General features: G+C 62.3%; 13 protein-coding genes. 6 read left to right on the plus strand and 7 right to left on the minus strand.

Annotated features, from left to right (window positions below; genetic code table 11):
• Positions 1-26 precede the first annotated feature (26 nt).
• On the minus strand, positions 27-770 hold the full coding sequence (locus NKH97_RS04690; RefSeq protein WP_352795569.1) for an alanyl-tRNA editing protein: 744 nt from the start codon (positions 768-770) through the stop codon (positions 27-29).
• A complete protein-coding gene (locus NKH97_RS04695) occupies positions 770-1,804 on the minus strand; it encodes a cysteine synthase A (RefSeq protein WP_352552002.1) in 1,035 nt (344 codons plus the stop codon). Before NKH97_RS04695 ends, NKH97_RS04690 begins: the two co-directional genes overlap by 1 nt.
• Positions 1,805-2,030: 226 nt before the next feature.
• Between NKH97_RS04695 and NKH97_RS04700 the strand changes: the two genes are divergently transcribed.
• The gene (locus NKH97_RS04700; RefSeq protein WP_023812065.1) at positions 2,031-2,852 is read left to right on the plus strand and encodes an SDR family oxidoreductase; all 822 of its coding nucleotides are present in this window, start codon (positions 2,031-2,033) and stop codon (positions 2,850-2,852) included.
• A gap of 78 nt (positions 2,853-2,930) precedes the next feature.
• Positions 2,931-3,905, plus strand: a complete 975-nt coding sequence (locus NKH97_RS04705; RefSeq protein ID WP_352793894.1) for an alpha/beta hydrolase — start codon at positions 2,931-2,933, stop codon at positions 3,903-3,905.
• 101 nt (positions 3,906-4,006) lie between these two features.
• Here the strand turns inward: NKH97_RS04705 and NKH97_RS04710 are convergent, their stop codons facing one another.
• Positions 4,007-5,428, minus strand: coding sequence for a DEAD/DEAH box helicase (locus NKH97_RS04710; protein ID WP_023812066.1), 1,422 nt, complete (start codon positions 5,426-5,428; stop codon positions 4,007-4,009).
• A gap of 408 nt (positions 5,429-5,836) precedes the next feature.
• On the opposite strand from NKH97_RS04710, the gene NKH97_RS04715 reads away from it, so the two are divergent.
• Complete coding sequence (locus tag NKH97_RS04715; RefSeq protein ID WP_352795572.1) at positions 5,837-7,369, plus strand: acyl-CoA carboxylase subunit beta; 1,533 nt, start codon at positions 5,837-5,839, stop codon at positions 7,367-7,369.
• 43 nt (positions 7,370-7,412) lie between these two features.
• Here the strand turns inward: NKH97_RS04715 and NKH97_RS04720 are convergent, their stop codons facing one another.
• On the minus strand, positions 7,413-9,416 hold the full coding sequence (locus NKH97_RS04720; protein WP_352441548.1) for a hypothetical protein: 2,004 nt from the start codon (positions 9,414-9,416) through the stop codon (positions 7,413-7,415).
• Complete coding sequence (locus tag NKH97_RS04725) at positions 9,413-10,957, minus strand: NAD(P)H-hydrate dehydratase (RefSeq protein ID WP_352795575.1); 1,545 nt, start codon at positions 10,955-10,957, stop codon at positions 9,413-9,415. The genes NKH97_RS04720 and NKH97_RS04725 overlap by 4 nt, the downstream gene beginning before the upstream one ends.
• A gap of 358 nt (positions 10,958-11,315) precedes the next feature.
• Between NKH97_RS04725 and NKH97_RS04730 the strand changes: the two genes are divergently transcribed.
• Positions 11,316-11,654 carry a P-II family nitrogen regulator gene (locus tag NKH97_RS04730; RefSeq protein WP_006205430.1) on the plus strand — a complete coding sequence of 113 codons (339 nt, stop codon included), beginning with the start codon at positions 11,316-11,318 and terminating at the stop codon, positions 11,652-11,654.
• A 64-nt stretch (positions 11,655-11,718) separates the two neighbouring features.
• Positions 11,719-13,128 carry a type I glutamate--ammonia ligase gene (gene glnA, locus NKH97_RS04735; RefSeq protein WP_128306005.1) on the plus strand — a complete coding sequence of 470 codons (1,410 nt, stop codon included), beginning with the start codon at positions 11,719-11,721 and terminating at the stop codon, positions 13,126-13,128.
• A gap of 736 nt (positions 13,129-13,864) precedes the next feature.
• Here glnA and NKH97_RS04740 read toward each other — a convergent pair.
• Positions 13,865-14,905 carry a glutamine synthetase beta-grasp domain-containing protein gene (locus NKH97_RS04740; protein ID WP_352441550.1) on the minus strand — a complete coding sequence of 347 codons (1,041 nt, stop codon included), beginning with the start codon at positions 14,903-14,905 and terminating at the stop codon, positions 13,865-13,867.
• A gap of 315 nt (positions 14,906-15,220) precedes the next feature.
• Here NKH97_RS04740 and NKH97_RS04745 point away from each other — a divergent pair, with 315 nt between their 5' ends.
• Positions 15,221-15,418 (plus strand): DUF2735 domain-containing protein, encoded by a 198-nt coding sequence (locus NKH97_RS04745; protein WP_023812072.1) that lies wholly within the window; start codon positions 15,221-15,223, stop codon positions 15,416-15,418.
• Positions 15,419-15,522: 104 nt separating this feature from the next.
• Here NKH97_RS04745 and NKH97_RS04750 read toward each other — a convergent pair whose 3' ends face one another.
• Complete coding sequence (locus tag NKH97_RS04750; protein WP_023812073.1) at positions 15,523-17,409, minus strand: MFS transporter; 1,887 nt, start codon at positions 17,407-17,409, stop codon at positions 15,523-15,525.

Raw genomic sequence — 17,409 nt, forward strand, 5'->3', positions numbered from 1 at the left:
TCGCTTTTTGGCGATCACTGTCCTGTTCAGTTTGCCGTCATCGGCCCAAAGCGGATGCGGAAGCGCCGGTTCTCGCGGCCCTTCTTCTCGATCTTGCCGATGTGGATTTCGCCGACTTCGCCGGTGCTCTTCACATGGGTGCCGCCGCAGGGCTGGCTGTCCACCGAGGCGTTGTCGCCGATACAGACCAGGCGGATCTTGCCGGTGCCGACCGGCGGCCGAACGTTCTTGGATTTCACTAGGCCGGGATTGGCAGCCAGATCCTCGTCACTGATCAGCCTGACAAAGATCGGATGATCGGCCCGCACCAGTTCCATCAGCCCGGCGGTGACGTCCTCCTTGGTGAAGCCGGCATCCGGAGCGTCGAAGTCGACACGGCTGTCGTCCTCGGAGACCGAGGCACCGGTGATCGGGAATGGACAGACGACGGTGAGCAGGTGGCAAGCCGCGTGCATGCGCATCAGGAGATGCCGCCGCTCCCAGTCGATCGCCAGCCTCAGCGCCTCGCCCACCTGCGGAACCGCCTGCTCCGGCGCTGGCACGTGTATGATCTCGTCCTTGGTCTCACCGGTGAGGGTGGCGGCAATGGCGATGCGGCTGCCGTCGCCACGCTCGAGATAACCGGTATCGCCCGGTTGGCCACCCGAAGTGGCGTAGAAGATCGTGCGGTCGAGGATGATACCGCCGCGATCGTTGACGGCAACGACCGTTGCGTCCGCCGTCCGCAGGTAGGCATCGTCGCGAAACAGGGCGTCCGTCCTGTTTGCCATCACGCGACCTTTTCGAACGGCACCGGAATTGTGCTCTTCAGCTCCATCCAGCTTGGCACCGGCAGCTGCTTCTCGCGCAGGAATTCCGGGTTGAACAGTTTTGATTGATAGCGCGTGCCATAATCACAAAGAATGGTCACGATGGTGTGGCCGGGACCCAATTCCCTGGCCAGACGGATCGCGCCGGCTATGTTGATGCCGGTCGAGCCGCCGACGCAAAGGCCCTCTTCCTGGATCAGGTCGAAGACGATCGGCAGCGCATCCTCATCGGGGATCTGGAATGAAAAATCCGGCGTGAACCCTTCGAGGTTGGCGGTGATGCGCCCCTGCCCGATGCCTTCGGTGATCGAGCTGCCTTCGGACTTCAGCTCGCCGCTGGTGTAGAAAGAATAGAGCGCGGCCCCCAGCGGATCGGCGAGCGCGATCTTCACATCCCGGCTTTTGGCTTTCAGTCCGGAGGCGACGCCGGCCAGCGTGCCGCCCGAACCGACCGCCGAGACAAAGCCGTCGACCTTGCCGCCGGTCTGGTTCCAGATTTCCTCCGCCGTGGTGCGGATATGGCCGTCACGGTTGGCGACATTGTCGAACTGGTTGGCCCAGATGGCGCCGTTCGGTTCTGTCTTTGCCAGTTGCTCGGCCAACCGCCCCGACAGTTTCACGTAATTGTTGGGATTCCTGTAGGGCACGGCCGGCACTTCGATCAGTTCGGCGCCGAGCAGTTTGATCGTGTCCTTCTTCTCCTGGCTCTGTGTGTCCGGGATGACGATGACGGTGCGATAGCCGAGCGCCTTGGCGACCAACGTCAGCCCGATGCCGGTATTGCCCGCCGTTCCCTCGACGATCACACCGCCGGGCTTCAGCAGCCCACGCTTCTCGGCGTCGCGGATGATGAACAGGCCCGCGCGATCCTTGACCGACTGGCCCGGATTCATGAATTCGGCCTTGCCCAGGATCTCGCAACCGGTTTGTTCCGAAGCTTTGTTGAGGCGGATCAGAGGCGTGTTGCCGATCGCGTCGATCACAGAACGGGGCATTCAGGATTCCTTGTGTAGGTGCGCCGAAACCCTAGAAACCCGAAGCTGCGGTTTCAAGGCAAGAATTTGTCTGGTCCAGTCGCATTTGCGGCACTGTTATCGCGCCAACGCTTCTCAACATTGCCTTCATGCCCCACAGTTCATTTCCGCACGGCGATGAAAAGCACCCTTTTCATTCGATTTCTTCACCGCTAGAGCAAAGCACCAACATTTCGCAGGGCGCAGCATGACACTCTACCGGGCCAACCCGAAGCACGGCGTCGCCTGGATCACGGGCGGCTCAAGCGGCATCGGCCGAGCGCTGGCCAGGGATCTTGCGTCCCAGGGCTATGCCGTCGCGGTGACGGCGCTTGACGACGATCCGATCGACACGCTTGTCGTCGAGACCGCGCAGATGCCGGGCAGTGTCACGGCCTTTCCTTGCGATGTCACCGACGAGCCGCGCATGGCAAGAACCGTCGCCGCGATCGAGAAGGAACTCGGTCCCATCGTGCTCGCCATCTTCAATGCAGGGAACTACATTTCGACGCCGGGGGAGAATCTTGTCGTCAACGACTTTCGGCGGTCCTTCGAGGTCAATTATTTCGGCATCATCAACGGCCTCGTGCCCGCGGTCGAACGCATGCGTGTGCGGGCGCGCGGCCATGTCGTGCTGGTCGGCTCCGTGACATCCTATTTCGGCTGGCCGACAACGGCCGCCTATGGCGGCACCAAGGCGGCCATCAACATCCTGGCCGAGTCGCTGAAGTATGATTTCGACAAGATGAACGTACGCATTCAGGTGTTCAATCCCGGCTTCATCGACACCCCGCTGACCGAGAAGAACATGCTGCCGATGCCGGGACTGATGCCGGTCAGCCGCGCGTCGCGGCGCATGGCGCGGGGCATCAAGTCCGGCGGCTTCGAAGTCCATTTCCCGCGCCGGACAAGCTGGCCCCTGAAACTGCTCGGCCTGCTGCCGAGGCCGCTGTGCAGAGGGTTTATCAGCCTGATGACCAGTTGGAAGGCGCGGCCGCTACACTACGACCGCAAGCCGCCGATCGAATAGGACGCCTGCGAAATTGGCAGGCTCCCCGTTTCGGGCCGCCGTCGCCATGGTTGAGACAAATGCCGCGTGGAGTCTGCGATGGGGCGACGGATCGTGCTTGCTGTGCTGGGCCTTGTCGCCATTCTCGCACTGGCCTTCGTGCTCGGCCCGCGCGTTCGCGTCGACACCACGATCCGTTTCGATCCCTCGCTCATTGCTGACGATCCGCAGGCCTATGTGGCAAAGGCGGAAGCCGCCATCCCCGGAATCCGTGACGGGCTGGAAAAAGAGATCGTCTGGGCCGATCCGTTGGTGCATGCCAGGACCCCGCTGTCGATCGTCTACATCCACGGCTTTTCCGCATCGAAGGGCGAAATCCGCCCGCTGCCGGACGAAGTGGCGGAACAGCTTGACGCCAATCTCTTCTACACACGCCTTACCGGTCACGGGCAGGATGGCGCGGCGATGACGCAAGGCAGCATCAACGCCTGGATCAACGACTATGAGGAGGCACTCGCCATTGGCCGGGCGATCGGCGACAAGGTGATCGTCATCTCGACGTCGACCGGCGGCTCGCTGGCGGTCTGGGCGGCAACGCAGCCCGGTGCATCGGACGGGGTGGCGGCGATCGCGTTCATCTCGCCGAATTTCGGCGTCAAGGCTTCGGGCGCCGAGATCCTGACCATGCCGTGGGGCAAACAGATCGCCAGGCTGGTCGCCGGCAAGGAACACAGCTTCGTGCCGCGCAACGCGCTGCATGAAAAATTCTGGACCACCCGCTATCCGATCGAAGCGACCTTGCCGATGCAGGCGCTGACCGAGCTTGCCTATGGCGCGCCGGTGGAGAAGGCGACCACCCCTGCACTGTTCATCTTTTCTGATTCGGACAAAGTGGTGCGGGCCGATCGCACCCGCGAGATTGCCGGGCGCTGGGGGGCGCCGCATGAACTGGTTCCGGTCGACGACACCGGCGACCCGGACAATCACGTCATTGCCGGCGGCGCGCTGTCGCCATCGACCACGGCGTTTCTGGCGCAAAGGATCGCCGTCTGGATCGAAGCGGTGGTGAAGTAGGCAGACGAAAAAGGCGACCGAAGCATCGCTTCAGCCGCCCTTTCCTTGGTCTGTCCCGGCAGTCAGCCAGCCTGAGCTTGATTGACTACAGCGCTGCCTACTTACGCAGCCCGCGCCGCCGGACGCTTGCCGCCGAAGCGGCGCTTGTTGTTGCCCTTGAAGGCCGGCTTGGCGCCATCAGGCTTGCGCTCGCCTGCGAAGGCCGGCTTGTCGCCGAAGCGCTTCTTGCCAAAGCCGTTGCCCTTGTTCTCGCCACCGGGCCGCCTGCCGTCGCGACGGCCATTGCGGTCGTTGCGATCATTGGCCGGCTCGAATCGCTCGTTCTTTTCAGCCGGATTGCGCAGCGGATCGGGGCTGCCGAGATGGTCGGCAACGATCGGCAGCTTGGTGCGGATGATGCGCTCGACCTGGCGCAGCTTGCTGTTCTCGGAAGGATCGCAAAGCGTTATCGCGATGCCGTCCATGCCGTTGCGGCCGGTACGGCCGATGCGGTGGACGTAGCTCTCGGCTTCATCAGGCAGGTCGAAATTCACGACATGGCTGATGCCGGGCACGTCGATGCCGCGCGCCGCGATGTCGGTCGCCACCAGAATGCGCACCGAGCCGTCGCGGAAATCGTTCAGCGCTTTCTGGCGGGCGTTCTGCGACTTGTTGCCGTGGATGACGGCGGCCTTGAAGCCATCGCGCTCGAGGTCCTTGGTCACCCTGTCGGCACCATGCTTGGTGCGCGAAAAGATGATGACGGACTTCATCGCCTCGTCGGCGAGCATCGTCGACAACACCTGGCGCTTCTGCTTGGTGCGGGCAAAGACGACGCCCTGCACGATCTCGGCCGCCGCCGTGCTTTGCGGCGCGACTTCGACACGAATCGGGTTCTTCAGCAGGCCCTTGGCCAGTTCGGCGATTTCATTGGGCATGGTCGCCGAGAACAGCACCGTCTGACGGTCGGGCGCGGTCGCCTTGGCGATGCGCTTGACGTCGTTGATGAAGCCCATGTCGAGCATGCGGTCGCCTTCGTCCAGCACCAGCCATTTGGTGTCGGCAAGCACGAGATCGCCCTCACGCACAAGATCGGTCAACCGGCCGGGCGTGGCGATCAGGATGTCGACGCCGGGAGCAACCTTCTTCACCTGGCTGAAGCGGGACACGCCGCCAAGAACGAGCGCGGTCGAGACATGCGCGCCCTTGGCGAGGATCTTGATCGTGTCTTCGATCTGCACGGCGAGTTCGCGCGTCGGCGCCAGGATAAGCGCACGTGCCGTCTTCGGCCGGCGCTTGGTGCCAAGCGCAATGATCTTCGACAAGATCGGCAGCGCGAAGGCCGCAGTCTTGCCGGAGCCGGTCTGGGCAATGCCGAAAATGTCACGGCCTTCCATCTGCGGCGGGATCGCCTGTGCCTGGATCGGCTTCGGCTCGGCGAAGCCGGCGTTGTGGGTGGCCTTGAGCAGCGCGCCCGTAATACCCAGTGCCGCGAAACCGGTGAGTTCCGCAGTGCTACCGGGCAAAGTGTTTTCGTTGGTCAAAATAATCTTCTTTCACGCGGCTTCTGGCCGCAAACATCAATGGCGGCAGGGCGCAACCTGCCGTCGAAAAATCTGTGATGAACGACAAGGCGGGCGGACGTATTCGTCCACTCGGCTGCGCTGTCGTGCCCGCAGGCATCATGCCACGGGGCTTTTTCGCCGCTTTGTGATTTACCGGAAAAAGGGCCGATATACCGGAAAGAGGGAAAACAGACGCAACCAGTCTCATTCGTCGAGAAGGCCGGATTCGTTCCCGGCCCAAGCGCCTATGGGCTGCATATGGCTGAGTTCGCCCTCAATTGCAAGGGGCTTCATGTTGCAGCGCAGCAAAGCCCGTGGCGCAAGCGCCGCTTGCGCTCGCTTGCCGGCACGATTACGACGAAATGCCGCTGGCTTGGGAGGTAATCGATGAAAGACGTTCTCAAGGAACTCGAGCGCCGCCGCGAGATCGCCCGCATGGGCGGCGGCCAGGTCCGCATCGATGCCCAGCACAAGAAGGGCAAGCTCACCGCGCGCGAACGCATCGAGGTGTTTCTCGACGAGGGCTCGTTCGAGGAATTCGACATGTATGTCGAGCACCGCTCGACCGACTTCGGCATGGAGAACACCAAGATCGCCGGCGACGGCGTCGTCACCGGCTGGGGCACCGTCAACGGCCGCCCGGTCTACCTCTTCGCCAAGGACTTTACCGTATTCGGCGGCTCGCTGTCGGAAGCGCATGCCGAGAAGGTCATCAAGGTGCAGGAGATGGCGCTCCGCAACCGGGCGCCGATCATCGGCCTCTACGATGCTGGCGGCGCGCGCATCCAGGAAGGCGTGGCAGCACTCGGCGGCTATGCCGAGATTTTTCAGCGCAACGTGCTGGCCTCAGGCGTCATTCCGCAGATTTCCGTCATCATGGGACCGTGCGCCGGCGGCGACGTCTATTCGCCTGCCATGACCGACTTCATCTTCATGGTGCGCGACACTTCCTACATGTTCGTTACTGGGCCGGATGTGGTGAAGACTGTGACCAACGAGACGGTGACCGCCGAGAGCCTCGGCGGCGCCTCCGTCCACACGACGAAATCCTCGATCGCCGACGGCGCCTATGACAATGACGTCGAGGCGCTGTTGCAGATGCGCCGGCTGGTCGACCTGTTGCCGGCCTCCAACACGTCGGAGCTTCCCGAGATCGAATGCTACCAGTCGGTCACCGACCATGATTTGTCGCTCGACCGGCTGATTCCCGACAACGCCAACAAGCCCTACGACATCAAGGAACTGATCATGAAAGTTGTCGACGAAGGCGACTTCTTCGAGATCCAGCAGAACTTCGCCAAGAACATCGTCACCGGGTTCGGGCGCGTCGAGGGCCGCACCGTCGGCTTCGTCGCCAACCAGCCAATGGTATTGGCCGGCGTGCTCGATTCCGACGCCAGCCGCAAGGCGGCCCGTTTCGTGCGCTTCTGCGATTGTTTTTCGATCCCGATCGTCACCTTCGTCGATGTCCCCGGCTTCCTGCCGGGTACGGCGCAGGAATATGGCGGGCTGATCAAGCATGGCGCGAAACTCCTGTTCGCCTATGCCGAGGCCACCGTGCCGAAGATCACCGTCATCACCCGCAAAGCCTATGGCGGCGCCTATGACGTGATGGCGTCAAAGCATCTGCGCGGCGACATGAACTACGCCTGGCCGACCGCGCAGATCGCGGTGATGGGCGCCAGGGGAGCGGTCGAGATCATCTACCGCAAGGACATCGGCGACGCGGAAAAAATCGCGGCCCACACAAAGGCTTACGAGGATCGCTTCCTGTCGCCTTTCGTCGCTGCCGAACGCGGCTATGTCGACGAGGTGATCATGCCGCACTCGACCCGCCGCCGCATCGCGCGCGCGCTGCGCATGCTGCGCAACAAGGACATGCAGAACCCCTGGAAGAAGCACGACAACATCCCGCTGTGAGGCGTGGCTGGGCATCTATCCGAGGAGGTAACCGTCGGGCAGCTCACTCCTCTTCCGCCGCACCAAACCCCGCTCCCATCGTGGCACGGACAGGGCTGCCCCATGGCGTTGCGTGGTTGTCGATGCGCATCTGGAAGATGAAATAAGTCGGCGAGCAGAAGCCGATGCCTTTCACTTTGCCGATGCCCGGCGTGTCCGGCGGCAGCGACTGGCACATATAGTCCTCGCGGCAGAAATGATCGGCCGAACAGGCCGGCCGGTTGCCGCGATTGACGGCGCCGCCAAGACATTGGTCGAAATTATTGGTGGCTACGCAGATATCGAATTTCTTGCCGCCGACCAGCCCGCAGATCTCGTGCGGCAGAGGCTTGCCGACTTTGAAGGCGGCAAATGTACGGTCCTTGTCGTTGCAGCCGCGATAGGCAATCCCGGCGGGCACGCCGATCTTCGGCGGCCGGCAGGTGTAAGCGGTGCGCGAGACGTCAGGCGCGAAGGCCGCGAACTGGCCTGATATGCTGTAGCGGTCGTTGAAAGGCTGCGCCGCGTTGCTGGCGATCGAGCCGGTCAGGCAGGGATGGCCGGAAAACATTTTTTCGCTGTCCTTGGGCAGCAGGCATTGCGCCAGTTTCGTGTGCACGCCCGAAGCGGTGGCCAGCGGCGTGCAGATGGTATCACTGCTGCACTGCCAAGTCGCGCCGAAGCGGGTCGCATCTTCCTGCATCAGGCACGGCATGGCCATCTCCGCCGGCGCGTAATCGACCGCGCCGGCGTTCGTCCAGACCGCCGGCGGCGCAAAGGAGAGCGGACGGAAGCGGTTCGGCTGCTTGCCTTCGGCCGTGGCGGCCAGCCACGCCTGGCGCCGCGGGATCTCGGCATGAAGATGCGGCGAAACCCCGACCTCGATGCGGTTCAACGGCGATGTCGTCTTGTCGTCTAGCCCGATGAAATGGAAACCGGCGGTCGAACCGGCCTGATGGCACCCCTGGCAGGCGCCATTGTCCAATCGTTCGACCAGCGCTTCCGGCGTGCGCACGAGTTTCAGCGCGGAATAATCGAGCGATGCGAATTCCTCAGGTCGGAATAATTGCGTAAACGGGTGATTGGCCTGCCGCGCACTGCCGAAGGTCGACCATGAAATAATCTTTCTGGCCAGGAACTCGTCGGGAATTTCATAAACGCCTTCATCGACCGCCGGCAGATTGGCGCCGACATAGGCGGCAAGCCGTGCTTTCAGCGCCGCGTCCTGCGAGAGCCGTGCGGTGTCGGGCGTGTTCTCCAGCGGCTTCTCGCTGATAGCAGCGCCATCGATGCCGAATACCCGCATGAGATAGGCGGCTTGGCCACCGAACTCGGTTTCCTGTCCGGAGGGGAAGCGCACCACCTGCGCGTTGAGCTCCAGCTGCTTGAAGGTCAGCCCGGCCTTCTCCAGCGGCCCGCCGGTCAGCCAGCCGGCATCGACGCTCTCGTCAAGCTGTGGCGTCCAGCGTCCGGCAGTACCGACGCAGCCGCCGTCGGCATCGGGCGCGGCGCTGTAGACGGCATTGAAATTGAACGGCAGGCGCGATGCCAGCAGCTTGCCGTTCTTGCGAAAACTGTAGGCCAGGCGGTAGACGAAGCGCACCTCGCCGCAGTTCCTGTCGCCTTGCAGCCGCGTGAAATCGCGACGGTCGAGCCGGTTGACGATGCCGACCAACCGGAGGCGCGCGGCATCGGTCTTCAGCCAGCGCATGTCCATGATGCGGCCGACATTGCCGTCGGTTATCTCGTAGAGCGGCCGCCCACCGGCTTTCATCTCGGCGCGCAATGCCGCAACATCAGAGGCAACGATGTCGACGATGGCGTGATAGGCGGGTGCCTCGTCGTAAAGCGTCTTTAGACCGTCCTCGCCGTCGACGCCGAAAACGTCGACGAAGCCGAAACCCTTGGCATCGAGTGCGGCGAGCACCGCCGGATCGTCGACGATGATCAAAGGGCCCTCGGCGCGCGCCGTCGACGCCACGAAGACGGCAAAGACTGTGGCAAGCAGCAGAGCCAGGGCGCGGTTCATGGAACAGCCATGCGCGCGTCGAAGAGTTCACGCAACACCGGCAGCAGCGCCAGCGGCAGATCCTCGGCGATCAAGCCGGGTCCGAACCGGCTGCCGGCTTCGGCATGCAGCCACACCGCCGCGCAGGTGCCCTCCAAGGGCGGCATGCCTTGTGCGAGCAAACCGGCAATGATGCCCGACAGCACGTCGCCTGACCCGGCTGTGGCCAGCCACGGTGCACCGTTGGAGTTGATCGCCGCTTTGCCATCGGGCGCTGCTATGACCGTGTCGGCGCCCTTGTAGACGATGACGGCATTGGCCCGCGCTGCGGCCGCCCGCGCCTTGTCCAATTTCGACATGGTTTTGTCCCCGGCGATATCTGGAAACAAGCGGCCGAATTCACCCTCATGCGGCGTGATCACCAACGCTGGCGCGTTCAGGTGACGGGCGGCTTCGAACAGCGACTGCGGCTGATGGGCCATAGATGTAATGGCGTCAGCATCAAGCACGATCGCTCCTCCGTGGTTTGCGGTTTGCGATGCGCGTGCACCCTCCGCCAAGGTCTTGATCAGTTGCAGGGCGAAATCGCCGACCTTGGGCTTTGGCCCGAGCCCCGGTCCAAACACCAGCGCCTCGGGATGGCGCGCCGTCAGAAATTCCTGCACCTCCTCAAGTGACCCCGCCTCTCGCAGCATGATCGAGGTCAGGTGTGTCGCGTTCACCTGCATGGCATTGCCAGGCGACAGCACGGTGACCGCCCCTGCCCCGCATCTAGCGGCGGCCATCGCCGACAGCCGCGCCGCGCCGGTAGCACTGGGACCGCCGGAAAAGACGCCGACATGGCCGCGCTTGTATTTGTGCGCATCGACCGCCGGCAGGGGAAATTCCCGCAACCACAGGTCCGGCACATTCTCGAAGGTCGAGACAGCGAGCTTGGCGATGATGCCGTCATCGATGCCGATATCGGCGAGCACGATTTCACCGCATTGCCCGCGCCCCGGCAGCAGCAAGTGGCCGGGCTTTTTCCGCGCGAAGGTGACGGTGACCTCGGCACGAAACGCCCTGCCCAATATTTCGCCGCTGGCACCTGAGACGCCCGACGGCAGGTCGATCGCGACCACAGGCAGGCGCAGGGCTGTCACGGTATCGACGGCCTTCGCGGCATCGCCGGAAAGCGGCTTGGACAGCCCTGCCCCATAGAGCGCGTCGATCACGATCGAGCCGAACTCGGCGTCGAAATCGGACAGCGGCCGGGACTTGATCAGTGATTCCGCGGCGGCGAGCGCCGCATCGCTTTCCGGCCTCGGCGCTCCGGATGACCAGATCGTTGTGCCGACGCCGCTGCCGGCCAGGAGGCGGGCGACGACATAGCCATCGCCGCCGTTGTTGCCGGGCCCGCACAGCACATGGATGTGCTTTGCCGAGGGATAGCGCTTGAGAACCTCGGCCGCGACCGCTTCGCCCGCGCGCCGCATCAGGCTGATTCCATCGGCCGGACCGGCCGCGATCGTCAGCCGATCAGCCGCGGTCATTTCGGCGGGGACAAGAAGTTCGTTGCTCATGGATTGCCGATCCGCATGCTATCAAGCATTGTCCAATTTCGATCCTAAGCAAACAAGGGGGAGTTGCCGAGATCTGCGGCCATAACGTCGGGACGAAGGCATCGCGGGCAGAAAATTGCCTGCGGGATAGGCGATGTGCCTGATTTTTGTGCGGACGCGGGTGTTGGCGCTGTGTAGGCTCTGGCAGCCCATGCCGCTTCCGGTGCAGTGAATGACGCGAATTTGCATCCCGGTGCGGCGCGGCTTTGAAATCTTATGAGACCGCTTAGAATCCGCTGAATTGGCACAGTTCGTGCTTGATGGAGGCGCAAGCGGGGGGTCACAACCCGTTTTTTTGGCAGTGGAGGCCACTTTTTACATGAAAAAGATCGAAGCGATCATCAAGCCATTCAAGCTGGACGAAGTGAAGGAAGCGCTTCAGGAAGCCGGACTGCAAGGCATCACTGTCACCGAGGCAAAAGGCTTCGGTCGTCAGAAGGGCCACACCGAACTCTATCGCGGCGCCGAATATGTCGTCGATTTCCTGCCCAAGGTGAAGATCGAGGTCGTGCTTGGCGACGACGCGGTCGAAGGCGCCATTGAGGCCATCCGCAAGGCGGCCCAGACGGGCCGCATCGGTGACGGCAAGATCTTCGTTTCCAATATCGAGGAAGTTGTGCGAATCCGCACCGGCGAAACGGGCATGGACGCGGTCTGACCTGACCGGCCCTCCTCCTGAAAACGTCATCAACAAAAAACGTCATCAAACAGGGATACATGACATGACGACAGCCAAAGACATCATGAAGCAGATCAAGGACAACGACGTGAAATTCGTCGACCTGCGCTTCACAGACCCGAAGGGCAAGCTGCAACACGTGACGATGGATGTCATCGAGGTCGAGGAAGACATGTTCGCCGATGGCGTGATGTTCGACGGCTCGTCGATTGCCGGCTGGAAGGCCATCAACGAGTCCGACATGGTGCTGATGCCCGATCCGGACACTGTCCACATGGACCCGTTCTTCGCGCAGTCGACCATGGTCATCCTGTGCGACATCCTCGATCCGGTTTCGGGTGAATCCTACAACCGCGATCCGCGCGGTACGGCCAAGAAGGCCGAGGCCTACATGAAGGCCGAAGGCATCGGCGACACCATCTATGTCGGCCCGGAAGCCGAGTTCTTCGTGTTCGACGACGTGAAGTACAAGGCCGATCCCTACAACACCGGATTCAAGCTCGACTCCACGGAACTGCCGTCGAACGACGACACCGACTACGAGACCGGCAATCTCGGCCACCGTCCGCGCGTCAAGGGCGGCTACTTCCCGGTGCCGCCGATCGACAGCGCGCAGGACATGCGCTCGGAAATGCTGACCGTGCTCGCCGAGATGGGCGTGCGCGTCGAAAAGCATCACCATGAGGTGGCGGCGGCCCAGCACGAACTCGGCATCAAGTTCGACGCACTGGTGCGCAACGCCGACAAGATGCTGATCTACAAATATGTCGTCCACCAGGTCGCCAACGCCTATGGCAAGACGGCCACCTTCATGCCGAAGCCGATCTTCGGCGACAACGGCTCGGGCATGCACGTCCACATGTCGATCTGGAAGAACGGCAAGCCGACCTTCGCCGGCAATGAATATGCAGGTCTGTCGGAAAACTGCCTCTTCTTCATTGGCGGCGTCATCAAGCATGCCAAGGCGATCAACGCCTTTACCAACCCGCTGACCAATTCCTACAAGCGCCTGGTGCCGGGTTACGAAGCGCCGGTTCTGCTCGCCTATTCGGCGCGCAACCGCTCGGCGTCCTGCCGCATCCCGTTCGGCTCGTCGCCGAAGGCCAAGCGCGTCGAGGTCCGCTTTCCCGATCCGGGCGCGAATCCCTACCTCGCCTTCTCCGCCCTGCTGATGGCCGGCCTCGACGGCATCAAGAACAAGATCCATCCCGGCCAGCCGATGGACAAGGATCTCTACGACCTGCCGCCGAAGGAGTTGAAAAAGATCCCGACCGTCTGCGGTTCGCTGCGAGAAGCCCTGCAGAGCCTCGACAAGGACCGTGGCTTCCTGAAGGCTGGCGGCGTCTTCGACGACGACCAGATCGACAGCTACATCGAGCTGAAGATGGCCGAAGTGATGCGCTTCGAAATGACCCCGCATCCGGTCGAATACGACATGTACTACTCCGTCTGAGGCTTCAATCTCAGCCTAAGATTCGCCATAACCAAGCCCTTGAAAGACTTCCCTCTTTCAAGGGCTTTTTGCTGCGCTCCAATAGGAATTGCCAGCCGACCGGCATGTCTCGCCTGCGCGGCAGCCGCATGCGCGCCCGTATCCGCCTTTCGTCTTCGGCGATCGCACGATGCCCGGATTCTTGGACCTACGGTCCATCGGAGCGGCCGGCTTGAGCGTCGGTCCGGTGACTTCAATCACTACTCGGCGATGTCCAGTGAAGATCAAGGCGGCCGCTCGGTCGCCAACGTTGGAGCCAGGAGCGAGCGGAGCACTGTCTCAGGCTACAGTGACCGCTCGTCCGGCGCCCACGCCAATGCCGCCGTTCAGAAAACCCCGCCCGTCCGAACAGCATTGCGTGACGTAACCCCAAGGCCTGCGAATACGCATGCCGTAGCGTGATCTGTCAACGTCGCAAGCCGGGCCGCGAATGGCCGATTCTGCTGTATGAACAGATGCTTATGGAAGGCCCTTTGCCCCGGATAAGGGCTGGAAAAGGCGCTTTTCCGGGCTTTATAGCGAGTGATCGCCGGAGGCTCACATGGCTGCGGCAAGAACTCCCGGGCGATTTGCGACCGCGTGAATTCCCTGACTTTTTCTGGGTATGTTTTCCCAGGAATGCCGTCAGCCGGGTAACGGCCAAAAAAGAACCCCGGCGCGAAACGCCGGGGTCTTCTTGTCATGCAGTCCGAAACGCTTACGCGGCGGCCGAAACCTGGGCGCTTGCCGGAACCGAGGCGATCGTCTTCAGGATCTGCGAGGCGATCTGGTAGGGGTCGCCCTGCGAGTTCGGACGGCGGTCTTCCAGATAACCCTTGTAGTCGCTTTTGATGAAGGAATGCGGCACGCGGATCGAGGCGCCACGGTCGGCAATGCCATAGCTGAACCGGTTCCACGGCGCGGTCTCGTGCTTGCCGGTCAGACGCTTGTCGTTGTCGGGACCGTAGACGGCGATGTGGTCCATCAGGTTCTTGTCGAAAGCCGCCATCAGCGCTTCGAAATAGGCCTTGCCGCCGACTTCGCGCATATAGGAGGTCGAGAAGTTGGCGTGCATGCCCGAGCCGTTCCAATCGGTGTCGCCGAGCGGCTTGCAGTGGTATTCGATGTCGATGCCGTACTTCTCGGTCAGGCGCTGCATGAGGTAGCGGGCCATCCACATCTGGTCGGCGGCTTTCTTGGAGCCCTTGCCGAAAATCTGGAATTCCCACTGGCCCTTGGCAACTTCGGCGTTGATGCCTTCGTGGTTGATGCCGGCGGCGAGGCAGAGGTCGAGATGCTCCTCGACGATCTGGCGCGCAATGGAGCCGACATTGGAATAGCCGACGCCGGTGTAGTACGGGCCCTGGGGTGCGGGATAGCCGCTCTCGGGGAAGCCGAGCGGCCGGCCGTCCTTGTAGAAGAAATATTCCTGCTCGAAGCCGAACCAGGCGCCCTCGTCATCGAGGATGGTGGCGCGCTTGTTGGATGCGTGCGGCGTCACGCCATCGGGCATCATGACTTCGCACATGACCAGCACGCCGTTGGTGCGGGCGGGATCCGGATAGACCGCAACCGGCTTCAGCACGCAATCGGAGCTGTGCCCTTCGGCCTGCTGGGTCGAGGAACCATCGAAGCCCCACAGCGGCAGCTGCTCAAGATCAGGGAATTCGGCGAATTCCTTGATCTGCGTCTTGCCGCGAAGGTTGGGGACCGGGGTATATCCATCGAGCCAGATATACTCGAGCTTGTATTTCGTCATTCTAGCCTCTCGTTGCTTGATCACCGAACACTGAACGGCGTCGACATGCGTCTGCCGTCAGCAGACGGCCTGCCGCACACTTAAAATGCAATTCGTGTGCCATTCTTGGTCCGGAGGGTGCGGCAAAATTGACGCGGCATCCGCTCGAAAGTCGGTGAGCGCCTAAGCAATGCGCCCGGATCCATCACAATCGTTATTTGCACAAATAGTGTGCAAATACTGGTCTTTTCATAGGCATATTGCCTAACTTGATTGCAGACCTTATCTTTGGACCAAGTTGAATCGAAAAGGTTCGGCGGAAGAAAGGAATCCGGCATGGAAATCATTTCCACACGACCGTCGGCCAAAATTCTGATGTTCCCGGCGGCAGCGCGCCTCTCTGCCTCAAATTTGAGCGGAAGGGCTAAGTTTGCGGCAGAGCTTGCCTCGCTGCGTGGTGCCCGCGCAGACTTCGGCGACGGCTGGTACCATGAGGCAGCCATCGAGGATGAGGCCCGGGGCCGCAAGAGCTGACACAGAGGGGCAGCAGCCCTCGTCAACGGATAATTGGCCTGAAAAGAGGAAGCCCGGCGCGATTGCTCGCGCCGGGCTTTATCTTTGTATGCTGGAGCTGTCAGCTACTGCTTGTCGTGCAGGTTGGTTCCCAGCGTATCCCTGACGAAGATCATGCCGATGATCAGCGACATCGCCGCGATCACCACCGGATACCAGAGGCCGTAGTAGATATCGCCCTTGGAGGCGCTGAGCGCGAACACGATCGCCGGCAGCAGGCCGCCGAACCAGCCATTCCCGATGTGATAGGGCAGCGACATGCCGGTATAGCGGATGCGGGTCGGGAACATCTCGACCAGGATCGCCGCGATCGGCCCGTAGACCATGGTCACGTAGAGGACCAGGATGAACAGGATGCCGATGACCTTTGCCCAGTTGACCGCCGCCGGGTCGGCAAACATCGCGAACGCACCGGCCGCCGGAACACTGTAGACGGTCACGTCCGTGGCGCCGGCAGCCTCATCGGCCGTCAGCAGCTTGTCCTTGACCGCCTGGGCGAGCGGGACAGTGGCCTTTTCACCGGCGCGAATGGCTGCCGCGTCGAGCTTCAGTTCGGGATTGGCCGCGACAAAGGCGTCGAGCTTTTGGTCAGCAACCTTGGCGGCAGCACGCTTCAGCGGGTAACCGCCGTCCTGAAGCGCCAGGTTGATCGCCTTCTTGAAAGCCGCATCGCTTGGAGCAGCCTTATCAGCGGCCGCCACGGCGTCGTAAGACGTCACGGTCTCGGCGCCGATCTTGACGCTGGCCGCTGTTCCCGCTGCCGCTGTCGTGACGATATCATAGGGCACCGAGCTTTTGGCCAGGAAGTCCGTCGCAATATCGCACGAGGTGAGAGGCTTGCGTGTTCCGGTTGGATTGAACTGGAACTTGCAGTCCCCCGGAGCAGCGGTCACCGTCGCACGCGTGTTCTGCTGGGCGGTGGCGAGCGCCGGGTTGGCGGCCCATGTCAGCGCCTTGAACAGCGGGAAGGTGGTGACGATCGCCAGCGCGAGACCGGCCATGATGATCGGCTTGCGGCCGATCTTGTCGGATAGCCAGCCGAACACGACGAAGAAGACCGCGCCGAGCGCCAGCGCAATCGCGATCATGATGTTGACCGACTGTGGGTCGACCTTGAGCACATTCGCCAGGAAGAACAGCGCGTAGAACTGGCCGTTGTACCAGACCACAGCCTGGCCGGCGGTGAGGCCGAACAACGCGAGCAACGCGATCTTGGCATTCTTCCACTGGCCGAAGGCTTCCGTCAGCGGCGCCTTGGAGCCCTTGCCCTCGTCCTTCATGCGCTGGAAAGTCGGCGATTCGGCAAGCGACAGGCGGATCCAGACCGATATGCCGAGCAGTATGGCCGAGAGCAGGAACGGAATACGCCAGCCCCAAGCCGCGAAATCCTCCTTGCTCAGCGAATTCTGCACGACCAGGATGACGATCAGCGACAGGAACAGGCCGAGCGTCGCCGTCGTCTGAATCCACGACGTATAGAAGCCGCGGCGATCGTCGGGAGCATGCTCGGCGACATAGGTCGCCGCACCACCATACTCACCGCCGAGCGCCAGGCCCTGCAGCATGCGCAGCCCGACCAGGATGATGGGCGCCGCAATGCCCCAGTTCGCCGAGCCGGGAAGCAGGCCGACCAGGAAGGTCGACAGGCCCATGATCAGGATGGTGACAAGAAATGTGTATTTGCGGCCGACGAGATCGCCAATGCGACCGAACACCAGCGCGCCGAACGGGCGCACCAGGAAGCCGGCGGCGAAAACCAGCAGCGTGAAGATGTTGCGAGTCGCCTCTGGATAGGAGGCGAAGAATGCCGCGCCGATCGCTCCGGCCAATGCGCCGTAGAGATAGAAATCATACCATTCGAAAACGGTGCCGAGCGAGGAAGCGAAGATGACTTTCTTCTCCTCCCGCGTCATGCCGCGGCTTGCTCCGCCGGCGGTCGATGCGATTGCCAT

This window comes from Mesorhizobium sp. M0870, assembly GCF_040319775.1.
In the GTDB taxonomy this organism is placed as follows: Bacteria; Pseudomonadota; Alphaproteobacteria; order Rhizobiales; family Rhizobiaceae; genus Mesorhizobium.